Genomic DNA, 19622 nt, shown 5'->3' with positions numbered 1-19622 from the left:
GCGGTGTGGCGACAGGGGCTGGTGTTCAGGCGAAGCGTGCCGGTCGGCAGGCGGCCAGTTCGGCGCAGGTTTGCCCGTGCAGCAGTTCCTGGCTGATCAGGCGCGCCACCGTGGGGGCCAGGGTCACGCCGGCGTGCATCACCGCCAGGTACAGGCCCTGGTAGCGGGTGCTGGGGCCGATGATCGGCAGTTGGTCCCCGGGCATCGGCCGCAGGCCGACTTCCACGCTGCGCAAGGTGATGGCCTGGGCGCCACGGAACAGCTGGCGGATGCTGGCCAGGGCCTGTTGCGCGATGGCCTCGGGCCCCAGTGGACCCTGGGCATCGATATAGTCCTCGGCCAGCAGCAGGCTGCCGTCCGCCGCTTCGCGGATTTCCAGCTGGCTGTTGGAGACCAGGGTCTTGACCAGGCCCGGTGGCGCATTGACGCGGATCAGGATCGACGGCGAGGCCTGCACCGGCAACTGAATACCCAGGGGCGCGAGCAGGGCCGGGGTGGCGCAGCCGCTGGCGAGCAGCACCTGGTCGGCACGGTGGAGCCCGGCGGCGGTGTTTACCCCGAGTACCCGCTGGCCTTCGACCCGCAAGCTAAGTACCCGGGTCTGGTCGAACACCCGGGCGCCGTGGGTGCAGGCCGCATCGAGCAGGGTGCGGGTGGCGGCCACCGGGTCCAGGCTGCCTTCGCCGGGTGCATAGCGGGCACGCTCCGGCAGCACTTGCAGGTGGGGTTCCAGTTGGGCAACCCCGGCCCGGTCCAGCCACCGGGTCGAGGCCTCGGCGGTTGGCTCGTCGGTATCTGGCGCTTGCTGGTCGGCCGCGCCGTAGGTCAGCGCGCCGGACCAGCGGATCTGCAAGGCCGGCAGTTCGTGCTGCAGGCGGCGGTAGTCTGCCAGCGCCTGGGCCCGCAGGGCGCGGGCGGCTGCCGGGAACTCGCCGTGAGGGTTGATCCAGGCAAAGGAATGGCGGGTGACGCCCGAGCCCGGGCTGTCCTGTTCCAGCACGGTCACCTGCGCGCCCTGGCGGGCCAGGTGGTAGGCAATGGCGGCGCCGACAATCCCGGCGCCCACCACGATCACGCTTGAAGGCTTCACGCTGACCTCGTTATCCATTCAATGGGGCGTTGCGAAGGGCGCACCTTAACCGTGGCGGATTGCCCCAGCAATTGAACGAGTGTTGTGAAATTGCAAGCGGGCGGGCCAGGACCGCTGCCGCAGGCGCGGCAGCGGTTTGTGCAGTGCCTGGGCTATTGCAGCTTCAGCGTCAGCCCCGACGCTTGGGGCAGTGGATTGCGCATCAGCCGGCCCACCACCAGGGCGCCGAGCAGGGCGAGCATCCCGGCCACCGTCAGCACCAGGCCGAAACCACCGACAAAGGCCTGCCGGGCCAGGGGCTCGAGCAGGGCCTGGGCATCGGTCGGTAACCCGGCCATCGCGCCCTGCATGTCCCCGGCCACCACCCGTGAGGCAATCTCCGGTGCCTGCTCCAGCCAGTGCCCGGGCACGGCGTGCAGGCTGCCCTGCAAGAGCTGCTGGGTATGGCTGGCCAGCAGCGCACCGAACACCCCTATGGCCAGCATGATGGCGCTAAAGCGCATGGTGGTGCTCATGCCCGAGGCCATGCCGGTGCGCTCCCGGGGCACGCAGGCCATGATGTTTTTCTGCGTGTCGCCATTGAGCAAGCCGGCCCCGGCGCCGGTCACGGCGATTGCCAGGGCGAAGTTCAGGTAGCCCCCGGCGTGTACCGCCCAGGCGCTGAGCAGGTTGCCGCAGCCCACCAGGGTCAGCCCTGCGGCCATCAGCGTGGCCGGCGCATAGCGCCCGGCCAGGCGTGCGCCGATCCGCGGGCAGATGAGCATGGTCAGGGCGAAGGGCAGCATGCCCAGGCCCGAGGCGATGGCCGAGAAGCCCAGGCCGTTCTGCAGGTAGAAGGGCAGCAGCGTCATCATCACCTGGGCACAGCCGGCGTAGGCGAACATGCCCAGCAGGGCGCCGATGAAGCGCGGGTGGCGGAACAGTTGCAGGTCCACCATGGGCCGGCTTTGCAGCCGCTCGATCAGCACGAACAGCCCCAGCAGCGCCACGCCTGCCAGCAGGCGGGTGGTGGTGGCCGGGTGGCTCCAGCCGATGCGGTTGGCCTCGATCAGGCCCCAGATCAGGCACAGCAGGCTGGCGCTGAAGGCCAGGCTGCCCCAGGGGTCGAGGCGCGCCGCCTGGGTATCCCGGGATTCCGGCACGTTGCGCAGCACACTCCACAGCAGCAGCGCACCCACCGGCAGGTTGAAGTAGAAGATCCAGCGCCAGCCGAAGTACTCGGTGATCAGCCCGCCGACCGTGGGCGCGGCAGTCATGGCCATGCCCATGCAGGCGCCCCAGAAGGCCCAGGCCTTGGCCCGTTCCACTTCGTCGTGGAAGGTATGGCCGATGGAGGCCAGGGCCGAGGTCAGCAGCAGCGCCGCGCCCACCCCCTTGAGCGCCCGGGCGATGTCCAGCAGCAGGGCGTTGGGCGCCGCACCGCAGCCCAGGGAGGCGAGGATGAACAGGCCCAGGCCGCAGAGCAGGGTGCGCTTGCGGCCGAAGCGGTCGGCCAGGCTGCCGGCGGGCAGCAGCAGGGCGGCGAAGGCCAGCATGTAGGCGCTGACCACCCACTCGATATCGGCGAAGTTGGCCCCCAGGTCACGGGCGATGCTCGGCAGCGCCACGGCGACGATGTTGGTGTCCAGAACGATCAGCGAACAGACCCCGGAGGCGGTGAGCAGGGTCAGGCGCGGGTTGACGGAGCGGTTCATTGCGTGGCCTGCCGACTGAGGGTGGCGAGGGCGGCCAGGGCGATTTCATCGTCGTGGGCCGGGGTGTCGGCACTGACCCCGATGGCGCCGATCACCTGGCCGTCGACGATGATCGGCTGGGCGCCTTTCATCATCACCAGGCCGGCGCTGAGGGCCGCGGGGCGGCCGCCATTGACGGCGTTTTCCAGATCCCCGGAGGGCCGCTTGAACAGCGCCGAGGTGCGTGCCTTGCCCTGGGCCAGCTCGACTCCGGCCACCACCGGGGCGCCGTCCATGCGTGCGCCGAGTATCGGCCAGCCGCCGTCGTCGACGATTGCCACGGCGCAGGGCCAGCCCTTGGCCTGGGCGGTTTGCTGGGCGGCCCTGAGCAGGCGCTGGGCGTTGTCCAGGGTAAGGATTGCCTTGTGGGCAACGACGGGGCGGCTGTCCTCGGCTGCCGCAGTCTGCAGCACGCAGCAGGTGATCATTGCCAGAAACAGGGGTTTGACGCGCATGGCAGAAGCTCTCTACTGTGAAGGTTCGCTCAGCTTATCCCGGCCTTTCGCGGTCTTTGTTAGCTGCTGGCGATCAGTTCATTACCTTTGAGCTAATGCCCATCATGGAAATTCGTCACTTTCGCTACTTCCTGGCGGTGGCCCGGCAGCGCAATTTCACCCGCGCCGCCGAGCAATTGGGGATTGCCCCGCCCACCCTGAGCCGGCAGATCCAGGACATGGAGAACACCCTTGGCACCCGGCTGTTCCTGCGCCAGCAACGCGAGGTCAGCCTGACCGAGGCCGGCGCCACCCTGCTGCTGGAAGCCGAGGCCACGGTGCGCCAGTTCGAGTTTGCCCAGCGCAATGCCCAGCGTGCCGGGCGCGGCGAGATCGGCCATATCGAACTGGGCTATGTGGCCTCGGCGGTGTATTGCGGGCTGTTGCAGAAACAGGTGCAGGGCTTTGGCCGCGACTGCCCGGACGTCAGCCTCAACGTGCGGGAGTGCCCGATGGCGACGCTGCCGGCGCGGATTGCCGATGGTCGCCTGGACGTGGGCTACATTCGCTCGCCCATGACATTGCCGGAAGGGGTCGAGGCCATTCGCCTGGACGCCGAGGGCTTTGTCCTGGCGCTGTCCGATGAATCCTGGCTGTGCCGCCTGCCGCAGATCGCCTCCGAACACCTGCTCAATGAAACCTTCATTCTTCCGGAGCAGATCAGCGGCACCTTGCAGGTGGCGGCCCAGGGTGCCTACGCCCCCAAGCTGGGGCCCCAGCCCGGCGGCCTGGTGGCGGTACTGGCCCTGGTGTCCCTGGGGCAGGGCGTGGCGGTGGTGCCGGAGTCGGTGGTGGGCCACATCAGCCTGCCCCATGTGCTGTACCGGCCGATTGGCGGCAGCTCGGCGACGTCCTGGCTGTCGCTGATCCACCGGCGTTTCGAGCAGGCACCGGCGGTGGTGCGCTACATCGAGCAGGTACGGCGCGAGTACCGCGGCAAAGCCTGATGGGGCATGTTCAAGCGATGGCCCGGGTCGCATAATCCCCGGGTCATTCCTTTCGCTTCAGGAGCTGCGTCTTCGATGATCGACCACCTTGACCACCTGGTACTGACCACCATCGACCCGATTGCCGCCGAGGATTTCTACGTCCGCGTGCTGGGCATGCAACTGGAAACCTTTGCCGGCGGGCGCAAGGCCTTCAAGTACGGCAACCAGAAGATCAACCTGCATGTGCGCGGCCAGGAGTTCGAACCCAAGGCCCACCTGCCGGTGCCGGGGGCGCTGGATTTGTGCTTCATCGCCAGCGTGCCCCTGGAACAGGTGATTGCCCATCTGCAACAGGCCAACTGGGCGATCATCGAAGGGCCGGTGCCGCGCACCGGCGCCACCGGCCCGATCCGTTCGGTGTACCTGCGGGACCCGGACCTGAACCTGATCGAGATTTCCGAGCAGTTGTAGCGGTGCCGGCCTGCGTCAGAGACGCGGGCCGGATAAAATCTTGTAATGATTTCCCGCTGGGGAATCGGCTCGCCCTCCCTGTAATCTCCAAGTCCGTTTTTTCCTTCAGGACTTGCATGAACACGCTCTCGGAGCCCCCCAGTCGGCGCTCTTTCCTCGCTTTGCCCCATGACTTCTCGCGCCATCCGGCGGCCCTGAGCCCCAGACGCTCAGGCAGCCATTCTCCCGGTTGCACTTGCCTGGCACTTGCCACTTCCTGCCTTTATTCGCCCGTACCCGAGGTTTTGCAGCCCCTGCACCTTGGCGCTGCGTCGCGCCTGGCCGTTTGAATTTTCCGGAGCACTTGAGTCGTCGTTATGGAATGGATCGCAGACCCCACGGCCTGGCTTGGCCTTTTGACCCTGATCGTCCTGGAGCTGGTGCTGGGCATCGACAACCTGGTGTTTATCGCCATCCTCGCGGACAAGCTGCCGCCCGAGCAGCGCGACCGTGCGCGGATCATCGGCCTGTCCCTGGCGTTGTTGATGCGCCTGGGCCTGCTGGCCAGCATCTCGTGGATGGTGACCCTGACCCAGCCGCTGTTCGAGGTCTTCGAGCACAGCTTCTCGGGGCGTGACCTGATCATGCTGTTCGGTGGTGTGTTCCTGCTGTTCAAGGCCACCATGGAGTTGCATGAACGCCTGGAGGGCCATGTCAGCCAGCGCGCCGGCAATACCACTTACGCCTTGTTCTGGCCGATCGTGGCGCAGATCGTGGTGCTCGATGCGGTGTTCTCCCTGGACGCGGTGATCACCGCGGTGGGCATGGTCGAGCACCTGTCGGTGATGATGATCGCGGTGGTGGTGTCCATCGGCGTGATGATCGTCGCCAGCAAGCCGCTGACTCGTTTCGTCAACGCGCACCCGACGGTGATCATGCTGTGCCTGGGCTTCTTGATGATGATCGGCTTCAGCCTGACCGCCGAAGGCTTGGGTTTCCATATTCCCAAGGGCTACCTGTATGCGGCCATCGGCTTCTCGATCCTGATCGAGGTGTTCAACCAGATCGCCCGGGCCCGGCGCAAGAAATCCATGCAGGGCCTGCGGCCGATGCGCGAGCGCACGGCCTATGCGGTGATGCGCCTGCTGGGTGGGCGCAGGCTGGCGGCGGAAGAAGTGGGCGAGGAAATTGCCGACTTGCTGGAAACTGATGAGGCCCCCAGCAGCGAGCTGTTCGACCGCCGTGAGCGGGTGATGATCAGTGGTGTGCTGCAACTGGCGGAGCGGCCGATCCGCAGCCTGATGACGGTGCGTGCCGAGGTCGACTGCATCGACCTTACGGACAGCCCGGAGAGTATTCGTACCAAGCTGATGCATTCTTCGTACTCGCGCCTGCCGCTGATTCGCGATGGCGCGGTGGATGAGCCTTTGGGCTTCGTGCACAAGAAGGAACTGCTCAAGGAGTACCTGGCGGGCAGCGAGCCGAACCTTGAGCATCTGGCGCGCAAGACCATCAACCTGCTGGACAGCTTTTCGATCCTCAACGCCCTGGAACAGATGCGCCAGGCATCCACCCACATTGCCTTTGTGATCAACGAATTCGGTGACTTCATGGGCATCCTGACCATGACCGACATTCTCGAATCCATTGCCGGCGAGCTACCGGATGCCAGCGAGATCGAAGGCCCGGATGTGATCGAAGAAGAGGGCGGGTTCCTGGTCAATGGTGCGCTGAACCTGCCTCAGGTACGCCAGCGGACCGGCTTCGGCGCTGAACCCACCGAGGACTACCAGACCCTGGCCGGTCTGGTGATGAGCCTGCTGGACCGCCTGCCGGTCAAGGGCGATAGGGTGGAGTGGGCAGGCTGGAGCCTGCAGGTCAGGGCAGTGGAAGAGCGCCGGGTAACCCAGGTGCTGCTGTCCCGCAGGAGCGTGGCCTGACGCCGGGGCCTCTTCGCTGGCAAGCCAGCTTCTACGCGGGTGGTGCGGGCCTGCCGGCTGGATGGAAGGTGTAGCGATCCTTGCCGCCGTGCTTGGATTCGTACAGCGCCTGGTCGGCCTTGATCAGGGCCTGGTTCAGGGTTTCGCCAGGCTCGACCCGGGCCAGGCCCATGCTGATGGTCACCGGGTGCCGGGTCGGCTGGTCGCGCACCACCTGGCACAGCCGCGCGGCCAGCGCCTCCACATCCGCGCGGGGCACGTCGGCCAGGTAGATGGCGAACTCCTCGCCGCCCAGGCGGGCATAGTCGAAATCCCTCATCACTCCCTTGATATCGGCGGCGATGCGCTTGAGCACTTCGTCGCCGATGTCATGCCCGTGCACATTGTTGACCTTCTTGAAGTTGTCGATGTCGACCATCGCCAGGTAATGGTCGTGCTCCCGGGGCAGAGCCTGCAGGCGCTGGCCGGCGCGGGCCATGAACGAGCGGCGGTTGGGGATCTCGGTGAGGGTGTCGAGGTAGGCCTGGTCCAGCAGCAACTTGGACATGATGTAGTTGTGCAGCCGGGCCTGGCGCAGGGTGATGAAGCTGTAGAGGGTCAATGCGCTGAGAAACAGCGCGTACACCAGCACCAGCAGCCCCTTGAGTTCCTGCAGGGTGGTGCTGGTGCGCCAGAACGGATTGAGCACCAGCCAGGTGATGAAGATGGCGCTGACGAACGACCAGCGTCGCAGAGGCATCACCGAGGCGCCGTAGAGCATGCTCGACGCCCCGAGAATCAGCCAGACCGGGCGCTGGTCGATGGGCAGCCCCTCGATCACCAGGCGCACGCCGATGGTGATGGTCAGCACGAACAGCAGGTTGACCCACTGGAAGTGCCGGTCCTGGCGGGTGAAGCCGAGGATGATGGTGGTGAAGGACAGAATGCTCAGAAAGACCATCGAATAGGCGGTGAAGCCCTGCTGCCCGGGAAAGCTGACGATCAGGTCGAAGATCAGCCAGATCAGGATGCTGGCGGTGTAGATCAGGACGCAGAAGCTGCGCAGGCGTTCGAAATCATGTTGCGCGAATTCAAGCTTCAAGGCCGCCGGAGCGGCCTGTTTGAGCACTTGTTCTTCAAGGGTTCTGAACATCTCGGGCCTTGGATGTGAGCTGATGATCCAGCAGCGGCTTGCCCCAGGGGCGATAGCGCAGGGAGAACACCGCGCCGGGGTTGGAGGGGGCGCGACGATCCGCTGCTTGAAAGTGTAGGTCGTCCAGTTCAATCGGCAGGTACCTGCCAGTGACCGGTAGCTTCCAGTTCTCGCACAGAGTGTGGAGCCATATGGCCAACTGGACGTTTTGCGACTGCGGGCTGCGGAGGCTGCCCGGGCTCATGCCGGAGTACGGGGGGCTTGGGCCTCCAGCCAGGTGCACAGGCGGCGGGCGATGTGTTCGCTGGCGCGGCCGTCACCGTAGGGGCTGTACACGCGGCTCATGCGGGCATGCAGCTGTGCATCGTCCAGCAGTTCGCTGGCGTGGTGCACGATGCGCTCGCGATCGGTGCCCACCAGCAGCACGGTGCCGCCTTCCAGCACCGACGGCCGCTCGGTGACCTCGCGCAGCACCAGCAAGGGCTTGCCGATGGCCGGGGCCTCTTCCTGGACACCGCCGGAGTCGCTGAGGATGAAGTGCGAACGTCCCATCAGCCAGACAAAATGCTGATAGTCCTGGGGCGCTACCAGGTAGATGTTCGGCTTGTTCGAGAGCAGGCCGTACACCGCGTTCTGCACCTGGGGGTTGAGGTGTACCGGGTACACGAACTGCACGTCCGGGTAGCGCTCGGCCAGGGTTGCCAGGGCTTTGCAGATATCGCGGAAACCGTCACCGAAGTTCTCCCGGCGGTGGCCGGTGATCAGCACCATGCGCCGGCTGTCGTCGAGCACCGCCAGGGGCGAGTTGGCCGCGGGGCGCCAGTGGGTGTGCTTCTGCCGGTTGCGCATCCACAGTAGCGCGTCGATCACCGTGTTGCCGGTGACCTCGATGTTTTCAGCGGGCACGTTTTCCCGCAGCAGGTTGGTTGCGGACCTGGCGGTCGGGGTGAAGTGCAGGTCGGCGATGACCCCGGTCAGGCGCCGGTTGGCTTCTTCGGGCCAGGGTGCCTGGAGGTTGCCAGTGCGCAGGCCGGCCTCGACGTGGCCAATGGGCAACCGCCGGTTGAAGGCGGCGAGGGCGGCGATAAAACTGGTGGTGGTGTCGCCATGGACCAGCACGATGTCCGGTTGCAGGCGTTCGTAGCTGGTGTCCAGGTGGATCAGCAGTTGCTGCGACAAGCCGTTGAGGGTCTGGCCCTGGGTCATCACTTGCAGGTCCACATCGACCTCGAGCTCAAAGGCGTCGAGTACCTGTTTGAGCATTTCCCGGTGCTGGCCGGTGGAACAGATGTGCAGCTCGATACCTGGCCAGTGCCTTAGAACCCGAGCCAGTGGTGCCATCTTGATCGCCTCAGGACGTGTACCGAAAACCATCATGACCTTGAACGACATGGACCCTCCCTGGGATTGTGAAAACCGGACCTGGCGTTGAGATCAAAGCAGTGAGAATCACTCTTGTCCAACCAGGAGTGCAGGCGCTGATAGCGCTCAGGTTCGCGGTTTAGCGGGAAAAGGGGGCTTGCATTGATCCCGGAGGCAGCAGGTTTCTCGGCGGAAAGAAAACACTGGGCGCAATGCAAGATGATGTTGCGCAGTTCGGCTGCCCGTTAAGAAGAATCAGGCTGATTTAAGCCATTAAATTGACGCCGGTACCATTTGTCGGGAGGCTTTTAATCAGGCTTAGAGTCTCGTGTCAAAATGACGTCGCGCGCTGCTAGAATGCGCGCCATGACTCACCCCGAGAGTGAGTGTGTTGATGACTGCCTGGTTCGTGGAGTGATGCTGTGGGTCGTGCTTTAGCGGTATATGTAGTGGGGATGGCCCTGGTGCTGGCGTGTTTTGCCTGGGCAATGGTGACGCTCTACAGCTGAGCGCCGGCGGCGCTCGAGCGTTCCCGGGCTGTGTTCATCGGCCCTTCAGTGTTTTTTTCGGCCCATGAGCAGCAGGCCTGGTCCAGTCATTCAGCCTGGGATTTACTGCCACCCAGGGTGGGCAGGGCTGCTGCAATCGTCCCAGCCAGGCCTTGTGCCGCGGGCAGATCCCGTTCGGCTGCCTGAGCCTGGAACCAGTTCAATACGGTTTCGCAGGCCGGATGCGCGGCGCCGCTGTCGCGTAGCCACAGGGCATAGACCCCGCCGGTCTTGAGCGCCTGGCCAAAGGGGATCAGCAGGCTGCCCCGGGCAATCGAGTCCTGGGCCAGGATCAGGTCCGTCATGGCCACCCCCAGCCCCCGGGCTGCGGCGTCCAGGGCCAGGTCGTCGAGGTTGAACAGCAGATGCTTGTAACTGTGGGGCGTCTGGTCGTCCTGGGCCTGCAGCCAGGCGGTCCATTCCTGGCGGCTGGTAGAACCGTGGATCAGCGCGTGCCCGGCCAGTTCCTCCAGGGAGCGCGGCGGCAATTGCCCGTCACTGAGCGTTGGGGCACACACCGGTACCAGGTATTCGTCGAACAGCGGGGTCAGCGGCCGCTCGTCCAGGCCTTCCGGCAGGTACAGCACATAGGCGTCGCAATCGCCGCCGGGGTCTACCGTGGCCCCGCCCACGGTCTCGATCGACAGGCACAGCCCGGGGTTGGCGGCGTAGAAACCGCTGAGCCGCGGCAGCAACCAGCGCACCGCCAGGGAGACAAAGATGCGGATGCGAAACGGCCGGTCCAGGGGCGCCGGGGCCAGGCGTTCCTGCAGGGAGCCGAGGGACCTCAGGACTTGAGTGGCCACCGTGCAGACATCGCGCCCCTGTTCGGTCAGCGAGACCCTTCGGCTGCTGCGCTCGAACAGGCTGACCCCATAGTGCTCCTCCAGTTGCTGGATCTGCCGGCTCACCGCGCTCTGGGTCAGGTGCAGGCGCGCCGCGGACTCGGTGAAGCTGTGGGTCTGGGCCACGCTGACCAGGGTCTGCAGGGCCTGCAACGAGGGCAGTCGAAGAGGGTTATCCATGCGTTTTCCGAATAGATGGATGAATTAATAACGTTCGAAATAAAGCCGTCATATCCATAGATTGTAGGCATGTGGCGCCGGGTTGAGTGTTCTGTTGAATGCTCCGGGCGCATGGATTGTGCAGGAGTGACAGGCTTTGAACAATGTATGTGGCTGGATCGCCCTGGCAGGGCAGACTTCCCAGCGGCCAACCCTCAAGGGCCTACAGAAAGCCGATTGGCTGATCATTGGCGGTGGCATCACCGGCCTCTCGGCGGCCCATGCCCTGGCGCGGATGTTGCCCCAGCAACGCATCGTCCTGCTGGATCGCCAGCGGGCGGCCCAGGGGGCTTCGGCGCGCAACTCGGGGTTTGTGGTCAGCCATGAATTGCCCGGCGCCGATGAGTTGCTGGGCCGGCCCGGCCACTCGGCCTTTCAGCTTGCCTGCGGCATCGGTATCGCTGCCGGTGAAGAGGTGCGCCGGCGCATTGACGAGTTGGGCATCGAGTGCGAGTTCGACGCTGGCGGCTATCACTTCGCCGTGCACCAGGGGCAGCATTTGCAGGACAGCGGCGCCCGAGTCGCCACCCTGAATGCCGCGGGCGCCCAGGCCCAGTACCTGGAAGGCGCGGCCTTGCAGCAACGCCTGGGCAGCGGCTTCTACCAGCGGGCCATCCACTGCGCCGGTGGCAACGCGCTGCTGCAGCCGGCCAAATACGTCAAGGGCCTGCTGGAGCGCCTGCCGGAGCGGGTGGAGGTGTTCGAGAACAGCCCGGTGCAGGACCTGCAGCCTCTGCCGGGCCGGGGCTGGCGGGCGGTGACCGGGGAGGGCGAGATCCAGGCGCCCCAGGTGCTGGCCTGTGTCGGTGCCTTTCTGCCCCGGCTCGGAGTCCGGCACAGCCGCACCTTCCCCCTGGAGCTGAGCGCCAGCATCACCCGGCCCCTGCAGGAAGATCACTGGCAGCGGCTGCTGGATGAGCAGGGCTGGGGCGTGCTCTCCACCTTGCCCGGGGCGGCCACGGTGCGCCTGTTGCCCGGGCGCCGCCTGCTGATGCGCAACACCGTCGAGTATCGCCAGCGCGATCTCGGCCCGGCGCAGTTGGCGGTGCGCCGCCAGGAACACCTGCGGGGCCTGCAAAAGCGCTTTCCCGGCATTACCGATACCGACCTGCAATACACCTGGACCGGGCACCTGAGCGGCACCCGTTCCGGCGAGCCGTACTTCAGCCGGGTCGCCGAAGGCCTGCACGCGGTGGCCGGCTGCAACGGCTCGGGGGTGGCGCGGGGCACCCTGTGGGGCCGGCTGCTGGTGGAAATGGCCGCCGGTTGCGACTCCTCGCTGCTGCGGGACGTGCTGTCCCAGGCCCGGCCCGGCTACCTGCCACCCCGACCGTTTTTCGACATTGGAGCAAGCTTGCGCATGGGCTGGGAAGTGCAGCGCGCGCGACACGAACGTTAACCGTCGCGGCGAATGAAACGCCGCAATAATAAGAGCACAGAGGGCGGCAACATGATCAATCGCACCACTACGGCACTGTTATCCCTGGCCTTGTGCGCCGCAAGCGTCCAGGCGGCCGAGACCGTGAGCATCGCCAACTGGAGCGGCTATATCGCTCCGGACACCCTGGCCCAGTTCACCCAGCGCACCGCAATTCAGACTACCTACGACGTGATCGACAGCAACGAGACCACCGAGGCCAAGCTGATGACCGGCGGCAGCGGCTATGACCTGGCCAGCCCGTCCAACCACTTTCTGCCGCGGCTGATCCAGGCCGGGGCGATCCAGCCCCTGGATCGCAGCAAGCTGCCCAACTGGAACAACCTCGATCCCAAGCTGATGAAGCTGCTGGAAACCAGCGACCCGGGCAATAGGTACGGCATTCCCTATATGTGGGTGACCGTGGGCATCGGCTACAACGTCGACAAGATCAAGGCGATCTTCGGCGACACCGATGTCACCCACTCCTGGCAGCTGCTGTTCAAGCCGGAGAACATCCAGAAGCTCAAGCAGTGCGGCGTGGCCTTTCTCGACAACCCGACACAGATGGTGCCCATCACCCTCAATGCCCTGGGCCTGGACCCCCACAGCGAACAGCCGGCGGACCTGAAAAAGGCCGAAGCGGCGCTGCAGGCGATCCGCCCCTCGATCCTCTACTTCCACCAGGCCAAGTACGTCAGCGACCTGGCCAACGGCAACATCTGCGTGGCCGTGGGTTTCAGCGGCGACGTGCTGCAAGCCATGGCCACCGCGCAGCAGGCAAAAAACGGCGTGAACCTCGGCTACAGCATTCCCAGGGAAGGCTCCACCGTGGCCATGGACATGGTGGTGATTCCCAGGAACGCCCCGCACCTGGACAACGCCTACGCCTACCTGAACTACCTGCTGGACCCCAAGGTGATCGCCAACATCAGCAACTTCGTGCAGTACGCCAACGGCAATGCGGCGTCCTTGCCCTACATCGAACCGCAGTTGCGCAGCAACCCGGCGGCCTACCCGCCGCAGTCGGTGCTCGATACGCTGTTCCCGATCAAGACCATGACCCCGGCCGGCATGCGCCTGAGCACTCGCCTGTGGACCCGGGTCGTCAGCGGCACATGAGGAGCACGGCATGATTGCAAGTCAGCAACAACGCGGCCACGCCGTGGTGGTGGGGGCCGGGGTGGTGGGCCTGGCCAGCGCCCTGTGGCTGCAGCGCCTGGGCTGGCGGGTGACCCTGCTGGACCGCCAGCCGCCGGGCAGCGGCACTTCCTTCGGCAATGCCTGTACCTTCGCCACCTATGCCGTGGAGCCAGTGGCAACCCCCGGCATCTGGCGCCAGGCCCCGGGCATGCTGTTGCGGCGCGACAGCCCGCTGGCGATCCGCCCGGGTTACCTGCCACGGATCGCCCCCTGGCTATGGCGCTTTTTGCAAAGCTCCAGCGAGCCGCGGGTCAAGGCCATCAGTCATGATCTGCACAGCCTGCTCAAGCCCTGCATGGGCGCCTGGCAGGCGTTGTTCGACGATGCCGGGGCCAACGACCTGGTGCGCCATGACGGCTCGCTGTACATCTTCGAGGCCCACGAGCGGCAGAGCGCTATCGACATGCTGGCCTATCACCAGGGGTTCGAGGTGCCCATGCGCCTGGTGCAAGGGCCGGAGCTACGGGCCATGGAGCCGGCCCTCAACGCCCGTGCGGCCCTGGCGCTGGAACTGTCCCAGGTCAGCCGCACCCTCGATCCCTTCGCATTGAGCCAGCGCTTGCTGCGGTGCTTCATCGAGCGCGGCGGAGTGTTTCGCCGCGATGAGTTGCAGGGGGTCGAGCGCAGCGCCCAGGACGGCGAGCGGGTGCTTGCCCGCCTCGGCAGTGGCGAGCAACTGCCCGCCGAACGTCTGGTGTTGTGCAGCGGCGCCTGGTCCCGCCGCCTGGCGCAGAGCCTGGGGGACGAGATTCCCCTGGACACCGAGCGCGGTTATCACGTGCTGTTCGATCAGGCTGGCGGCTTGCTCAGCCGCCCGGTGTGCTGGGGCGCCGGCGGTTTCTACCTGACGCCCATGGCCCAAGGGCTGCGGGTGGCGGGCACGGTGGAATTCGGCGGCCTCGACGCCGCGCCGGACCCGCGCCGCTATCACTACCTGTCCCGGGCGGCGCGACGCTTCCTGACCCTGCACCACGAACCGGTTTCCCGGTGGATGGGCTTTCGTCCCTCGCTGCCGGACAGCAAGCCGGTGCTCGGCCAGTCGCGGCTGCTGCCCCAGGTGCACTACAACTTCGGCCACGGTCACGTTGGCCTGACCCTGGCCGCCATCAGTGGGCAACTGGTGGCGGAACAGGCCAGCGGGCTGACCCCGAGCGTGAACCTGCAACCCTTCCTGGCGGGGCGTTTCCGCTAGTCACGCAACAGCGGTGGTTATGGGGAAGGGAAACGGTCATGTTCATCTGCTACAACGGCTTTTTCCCTCGACAGACCTGCCCGGCGGCCGGAAAGGCGCCGGGGGACCTACGCTAGCCATGGACGCGCCCCTATGCGAAATGCACTTGTGCTGACCTCCCTGTTCCTGTGTGCCGGCGCAGCTTGCGCCGAAGACCCCGCCTCGGTACTGGGCCATGGTTTTGGTTCCCTGGGCTGCATCGACCTCAAGGACCCCGACAGCAAGGCCACCTGCGGCGCCCGCGCCCTGTCCAACGGCACCGGTTGCCACGGCCTGTCCAGCCAGGGCATGCGCGACAAATGCCTGGATGAAGCGCTGTACCCGCAAAGCAGCGCGAGCCGCAGCCGTACTGCGAAGGCGGCCCAACCAACGGCCCCGGTGCCCGCCCTGTCCAGCCAGCGCCTTGTCCAACCGCCTGCGCCCTTGTTGACGGAGGGCGAGGCGAAGCGGTTGGAAGAGGTGTTGGGGGTCAATGGTTCCAGACGCTGAGCTTGGCTATTGCACCACGGGCTTTTATGCTCCCGGTCCGGTGAACGCACTGACCGGCAGCGGGCTTGAGCATTGATGCCTGCTGATGCAGCGAACAAGGGCTCGCCTGTTATCCCTGGTGCGGATGCGGTGCGCTGGAGGAGGTGACTCAATGGCCGGGCCGACTGTCAGGGTGCTTTTACCGCGCCAGATCGATGGCTTGCTCGAAAACCGGGTGCGGGCCTGTCTGGCCGCAATTGCGGATCAACCCTGGGCCGGTACGAGCTCGTTCTTCATTGGCGGTAGCCCCATGCTGTTCGGGATGGGGGCCGAATATCCAGGGGAGCTGGCGGAATATGCCGGGCTGGCCGGGCAACTGGGATGGCTCCCTGAAGACATTCTGAGCCTGGCGGCCATGGATAAAGACCAGGCGGATCACCAGCGCCTAGGGCAGGCGGCGCTGACCTTGGCCCGTCACCTGGATGGCGTACTGGCCTTCGGCGCCAGCATCCATGCCTACACCCGGGACAGCGAATTTCTGGCGGGGCTGGCGATCATCGAGCATGAGGGCGAGAGCATTTTCAGCGCTGCGGACTTTTCGGCATGGTTGGGCCACCGGGATTTTCGACTGGTGAAATAATCCACGGCTACACGCCCGCACTGCCGCCCCACCCGACACCTTGCGTAGGTGCTGGTTTGCCAGCCAAGGCGGCCGGGAGATCGCTTTCGCCGGCAAGCCGGCTCCTACAGGGGAGGGTCAGGCTTGCTGGCGGTGCTCGGCGGCGTGCAGGCCCAGGTAGAAGGTCAGGTTGTCGTCGCTGATGCCCAGGGCGCCGAGAATCTGTGCCATGAAACTCACTGGAGCGCTGCCCGGGGCGGTGACCACGCGCTGGTCCGCTACCGCATGGGGCACATCCTGGTAGTGCGCGGCGCCGGCATAACCCACCGCCAGCAGGTTGTCCGCCGAATTGGAGGTGTGCTTGAGCTGGTCCAGCACCCCGGCCCGGGCCAGTTCGCGGGTGCCGTCGCAGATGCCGGCGAGGACCAGCTTGCGCTCCTTGGCCGCGCGTAGCAGTTCGCGGATATCCGGCGCCTGGGGGCTTTGCCAGACCGTCCCGCCGCAGACCATCAAGAGGTCCACCTCATCCAGACGAATATCTTCCAACGCCAGGTCCGGGGTCACCCGCAGGCCGCCCATGGAGGTCACGATGGCGCCCTTGGGTGAGGCGTAACGGCAGTCGAAGCCATAGTAGCCACGGCCGGTGGCGTTGATCAGGGCGGTTTCCCAGTCGGCGAAATTGTCGCAGACAATGGTAATGGCGCGGGTCATGGGGCGGTCCTTGCTTGGGTAAATGAGCCTTGGGGGGAGCAGCGTAACCCGATTTTCAGCGTGCGGCTGGAGAAGCTTTCACTTCAGGAAGGTGAATGTCAAAGCCTGAGGGCGCCAGCAATTGTCGTTGGCTTTCAAGAGTAGTGCTCGCTTAAGATCCACCGCCTTGTCGTCGTTGAGCACAGAGCAGGACGGCTCGTGGATGAGCCCATCAAAGGAATTGAGTATGTACAGTTTTTCGAGCAGGCTCCCGGCGCAGTGCGCGTTGCTGGTCGGCGCTCTTCTGGCGCTGTCCGCGTGCCAATCCGGCGCGCCGGGCACCTCGCTATCCCAGGAAGAGCAGCAGCGCCAGATAGATACTCAAGTTTACGCCGCCACCGTGCAGCAGGTGCTGCATCGCGATGGCCTCAGGGCCAACGCCGATAAACTGTCGGGCAGCGTGGAGCTGCTCATGAAGTTCAATCGGCAGAACCAGGTCGTCAGTTGTGAGGCGCAGAGCAGCCCTGCACCTGCAGCAATGGCCTATCCCTACAACCCGCCGCTCGGTGAGATGGTCAGGCAAATCTGCTGGGACACGGTGTTCCCTATGGCTCCTGCCGTGGCTTTTGAGCCTGATGGCATGCTGGAGGTCAAGGCTACGTTGATATTCCCGCCTTTGACCCTGGAGTCCGAGCAATTGAAGGCGTTTGACTACACAGCGGTTCAATACGCCAAAGGCCATTTCTTCTGGGCGCACACGTTGGCCCGTTTGCCGGTGGACAGCGTCGGCGTGGCCAGTTTCCAGGTCAAGGCCGATCCCCAGGGCAGGGTGCAGGAGTGCTGGGTGAACCTGCGGGAAGTGGCTTACCGCCCTGAGTCGTTCAAACCCGACAATCAACTGCGCAATCGCGCCACACAGCTATGTGAGCAGTTGGACTTGCGGCAGATGCCGGGTTTCGCCCTGATCGACGGCAAGCTGCCGACCGTGTCTGCCACGGTGCTGTACACGCCTTGGAAGGGTGGGCCGGACAAAAGTTTCCCCTGACAGACGACAGCGGACACTGATGCCGGCGCTAGCTTGCTCACGAAGACGGTCGCTGGTGATCCCCCAGCACCTCGGGTATAACAGCGGCCTTTTCCCTAGGAGGCAGGGCCGATGTTCAAGTCAAAGGGGCTGTGGTCGCTGGCAGCATTGTTGCTGGCGCACGGCGCATATGCCGAACAGGTCGCCAACTGCCAGGAGCAGAAGGTACAGGGGCACAGTGCGCAAATGTGCCTGCTGCCGGGCGCGGCCTTTCAACACGACACCTACCGCCTGACGGTGGATGATAGCTTGATCTTCAGCATGACCGACGACTTCGCCGAAGACGTGACCCTGGTTCATCGTATTCCCGCCGGGCCAGCCGTGGAGTACCCGCTGTCGCGCCAGGGCACCCGCAGCGTGACCCTCAAGGGCGGCTGCGTACCGGTGAGCGAGGGCAACCTGGAAGTGGCGCGGCTGTGCAATTTCCACTGGGGCACGGTGCAGGTGGTCAAGGATGTGCGCTTCAACTTCTAACCCGCCGCTGCACTGCAGGAGTCGGCTTGCTGGCGAAGGCGTCTGCCCGGGCGCCTCCTTAAATAATTTCTCCCCGGCTATTTACATCCACAGCGTCATTCCCCCATTATCCGCGCCGTCTAAGTTTCGCTGCTGACCAGACAATTCCAGCCACCAAAAGGGTGGTTGTTTTGTTGCGTCCAAGAAAAGCAGTTGAAAATGACCAAGACTCCTCTGAAAAGAATTCAGCACAAGCTCGCCCGTTCCGGGGTGGCCATCGAACGCCTGAATTCCAATTCCCTCTCTATCTCGTCCACCAATGACGCCGGCCTCAAGGTGGATCTGCTGCTGCCCGACAGCTTTGCCATCGAAGAGAAAGCCATCCTGCAACTGATGGATTTCGCCAAGGTCGCCCACCCCCATGGCGGCGAAGTGAAGTGCGCCTGCGCCACGCCGGATTTCCATACCGGCAGCCCGATTCCGGTGGGCAGCGTGATCGTCACCAGCCACGACATGGTGGTGCCGCAAGCCATCGGCACCGACATCAATTGCGGCATGCGCCTGCACAAGCTGGGGCTGAACTACGAGCAGTTCATGGCGCAAAAGGCCAAGTGGACCGCCCTGGTGCGTGGCGATCTGCTGGAAGGCACGCGCAATATTCCCACCAGCCCCACGGCCATGAGCGCGCTGTTTGCTTCGGGGCTGGGGGATTTCTGGGCTCAGGTACAGCAACAGGACCCGATCGGGCTGTTTGCCGGGGCGGATTTCGCCCAGTTGCAGCGTGAGCTTTCGGGCCTGCATGAGTCGTCCTTTGCCCGCGGCAGCGCCGACTATGCACCGGAGGCCCTGCAGGACCTTTCGCGCAAGATCCTTCGCGACCCGGGCCTGGGTTCCCTGGGCGGTGGTAATCACTTTGTCGAGATCCAGGTGGTCACCGAACTGGTGGATCGCCAGGCCTGCTTCGCCCAGGGCCTGTCCGTGGGGCAGGTGGTGATGATGATCCACACCGGCTCTCGCGACGTGGGCTTCTATGTAGGCCGACGCTGGATGGACAAGGCCAAGGCCCTGTGGCCGGCCGGGATCAAGCATCCCGATTCGAAGATATTCGCCCTGTTTGGCGAGATGGCCGATGAGTACCTGCTGGCCATGCACAGCGCCGCGCACTACGCCGACGCCAACCGCGCACTGATCGCCGAAATGGTGCGCCAGCGCACTCGGCAGGTGTTCGGCGCGGGCATCGAAGCGCCGCTGATTGTCGATGTACCGCACAACATCGTACTGCGCGAGGAAGGCGGCAACGTCCACCGCAAAGGCGCCACACCGGCCTATGCCGGGCAGCCGCTGCTGATTCCGGGGAGCATGGGGCATGACTCCTACCTGCTCACCGGGCTGGGCAACGAACGCTGGCTGCGCTCGGCCAGCCACGGCGCCGGACGCTCCATGTCGCGCAGCGAGGTGGTGTTCAAGGCCAAGAAGGACAAGGCCTTCCTCGGCCTGCAGGGCGTGGAGTGCATCACCACCAAGGAAGAGCGGATGATCGAAGAAGCACCGGGGGCCTACAAGGAAATTGGCCAGGTGATCCAGTCCCAGGTGGAAGAGGGCACGGTATCGGTGATTGCGCGGTTTTCGCCGATCCTGACGTTCAAGGCGTAAGCACGAGAGGGCTGTGGGGCGGGGAGGGTATTCGGGTTTGCCGTGCAACTGTGCGGCCGATA

General features: G+C 65.1%; 18 protein-coding genes. 11 read left to right on the top strand and 7 right to left on the bottom strand.

Annotation, left to right across the window (positions count from 1 at the left end; all coding sequences use genetic code 11):
- Positions 1–25: 25 nt before the first annotated feature.
- The 3 genes from A9971_RS04370 to A9971_RS04360 form a co-directional block, all read right to left on the bottom strand.
- Complete coding sequence (locus A9971_RS04370) at positions 26–1090, bottom strand: FAD-binding oxidoreductase (RefSeq protein ID WP_225368691.1); 1065 nt, start codon at positions 1088–1090, stop codon at positions 26–28.
- A gap of 152 nt (positions 1091–1242) precedes the next feature.
- A complete protein-coding gene (locus tag A9971_RS04365; RefSeq protein ID WP_065364317.1) occupies positions 1243–2784 on the bottom strand; it encodes an MFS transporter in 1542 nt (513 codons plus the stop codon).
- On the bottom strand, positions 2781–3278 hold the full coding sequence (locus A9971_RS04360) for a heme-binding protein (protein WP_053152425.1): 498 nt from the start codon (positions 3276–3278) through the stop codon (positions 2781–2783). The genes A9971_RS04365 and A9971_RS04360 overlap by 4 nt, the downstream gene beginning before the upstream one ends.
- 104 nt (positions 3279–3382) lie before the next feature.
- Here A9971_RS04360 and A9971_RS04355 point away from each other — a divergent pair, with 104 nt between their 5' ends.
- The 3 genes from A9971_RS04355 to A9971_RS04345 all read left to right on the top strand — a co-directional run bounded on the left by A9971_RS04355 (position 3383) and on the right by A9971_RS04345 (position 6636).
- Complete coding sequence (locus tag A9971_RS04355; RefSeq protein WP_011061876.1) at positions 3383–4264, top strand: LysR family transcriptional regulator; 882 nt, start codon at positions 3383–3385, stop codon at positions 4262–4264.
- Positions 4265–4339: 75 nt separating this feature from the next.
- The gene (locus A9971_RS04350) at positions 4340–4717 is read left to right on the top strand and encodes a VOC family protein (protein WP_183001469.1); all 378 of its coding nucleotides are present in this window, start codon (positions 4340–4342) and stop codon (positions 4715–4717) included.
- Between the two features lie 356 nt (positions 4718–5073).
- Positions 5074–6636: a TerC family protein gene (locus tag A9971_RS04345; RefSeq protein ID WP_183001468.1), complete on the top strand. Its 1563-nt coding sequence runs from the start codon at positions 5074–5076 to the stop codon at positions 6634–6636.
- A 31-nt stretch (positions 6637–6667) separates the two neighbouring features.
- On the opposite strand, the gene A9971_RS04340 is transcribed toward A9971_RS04345, so the two are convergent.
- The 3 genes from A9971_RS04340 to A9971_RS04330 form a co-directional block, all read right to left on the bottom strand.
- Positions 6668–7768: a GGDEF domain-containing protein gene (locus A9971_RS04340; RefSeq protein WP_183001467.1), complete on the bottom strand. Its 1101-nt coding sequence runs from the start codon at positions 7766–7768 to the stop codon at positions 6668–6670.
- A 240-nt stretch (positions 7769–8008) separates the two neighbouring features.
- Positions 8009–9160 (bottom strand): non-hydrolyzing UDP-N-acetylglucosamine 2-epimerase, encoded by a 1152-nt coding sequence (wecB, locus tag A9971_RS04335; RefSeq protein WP_065364314.1) that lies wholly within the window; start codon positions 9158–9160, stop codon positions 8009–8011.
- A 565-nt stretch (positions 9161–9725) separates the two neighbouring features.
- Positions 9726–10703, bottom strand: coding sequence for a LysR substrate-binding domain-containing protein (locus A9971_RS04330; RefSeq protein WP_183001466.1), 978 nt, complete (start codon positions 10701–10703; stop codon positions 9726–9728).
- Positions 10704–10839: 136 nt separating this feature from the next.
- Here A9971_RS04330 and A9971_RS04325 point away from each other — a divergent pair, with 136 nt between their 5' ends.
- The 5 genes from A9971_RS04325 (at position 10840) to A9971_RS04305 (ending at position 15701) form a co-directional block, all read left to right on the top strand.
- Positions 10840–12141 (top strand): FAD-binding oxidoreductase, encoded by a 1302-nt coding sequence (locus tag A9971_RS04325; RefSeq protein WP_183001465.1) that lies wholly within the window; start codon positions 10840–10842, stop codon positions 12139–12141.
- A 51-nt stretch (positions 12142–12192) separates the two neighbouring features.
- Positions 12193–13281, top strand: coding sequence for a polyamine ABC transporter substrate-binding protein (locus A9971_RS04320; protein WP_259652365.1), 1089 nt, complete (start codon positions 12193–12195; stop codon positions 13279–13281).
- Positions 13282–13291: 10 nt separating this feature from the next.
- A complete protein-coding gene (locus A9971_RS04315) occupies positions 13292–14554 on the top strand; it encodes an FAD-binding oxidoreductase (RefSeq protein WP_183001463.1) in 1263 nt (420 codons plus the stop codon).
- Between the two features lie 132 nt (positions 14555–14686).
- Positions 14687–15082 (top strand): hypothetical protein, encoded by a 396-nt coding sequence (locus tag A9971_RS04310; RefSeq protein WP_015636029.1) that lies wholly within the window; start codon positions 14687–14689, stop codon positions 15080–15082.
- A 151-nt stretch (positions 15083–15233) separates the two neighbouring features.
- Positions 15234–15701 (top strand): DUF6368 family protein, encoded by a 468-nt coding sequence (locus tag A9971_RS04305; RefSeq protein ID WP_183001462.1) that lies wholly within the window; start codon positions 15234–15236, stop codon positions 15699–15701.
- Between the two features lie 117 nt (positions 15702–15818).
- On the opposite strand, the gene A9971_RS04300 is transcribed toward A9971_RS04305, so the two are convergent.
- Positions 15819–16391, bottom strand: coding sequence for a type 1 glutamine amidotransferase family protein (locus A9971_RS04300; protein ID WP_183001461.1), 573 nt, complete (start codon positions 16389–16391; stop codon positions 15819–15821).
- 226 nt (positions 16392–16617) lie between these two features.
- Between A9971_RS04300 and A9971_RS04295 the strand changes: the two genes are divergently transcribed.
- From A9971_RS04295 to A9971_RS04285, 3 genes are all read left to right on the top strand, one after another.
- Positions 16618–17415 (top strand): hypothetical protein, encoded by a 798-nt coding sequence (locus tag A9971_RS04295; RefSeq protein WP_183001460.1) that lies wholly within the window; start codon positions 16618–16620, stop codon positions 17413–17415.
- A 111-nt stretch (positions 17416–17526) separates the two neighbouring features.
- On the top strand, positions 17527–17928 hold the full coding sequence (locus tag A9971_RS04290; protein WP_183001459.1) for a hypothetical protein: 402 nt from the start codon (positions 17527–17529) through the stop codon (positions 17926–17928).
- A gap of 198 nt (positions 17929–18126) precedes the next feature.
- On the top strand, positions 18127–19560 hold the full coding sequence (locus A9971_RS04285; RefSeq protein ID WP_019095389.1) for an RtcB family protein: 1434 nt from the start codon (positions 18127–18129) through the stop codon (positions 19558–19560).
- The last annotated feature ends 62 nt before the right edge of the window (positions 19561–19622 follow it).

It is taken from the genome of Pseudomonas sp. UME65, assembly GCF_014170225.1.
In the GTDB taxonomy this organism is placed as follows: Bacteria; Pseudomonadota; Gammaproteobacteria; order Pseudomonadales; family Pseudomonadaceae; genus Aquipseudomonas; species Aquipseudomonas protegens.
Note: the sequence above shows the minus strand (reverse complement) of the source record. Positions and strands in the feature narration are given on the sequence as shown.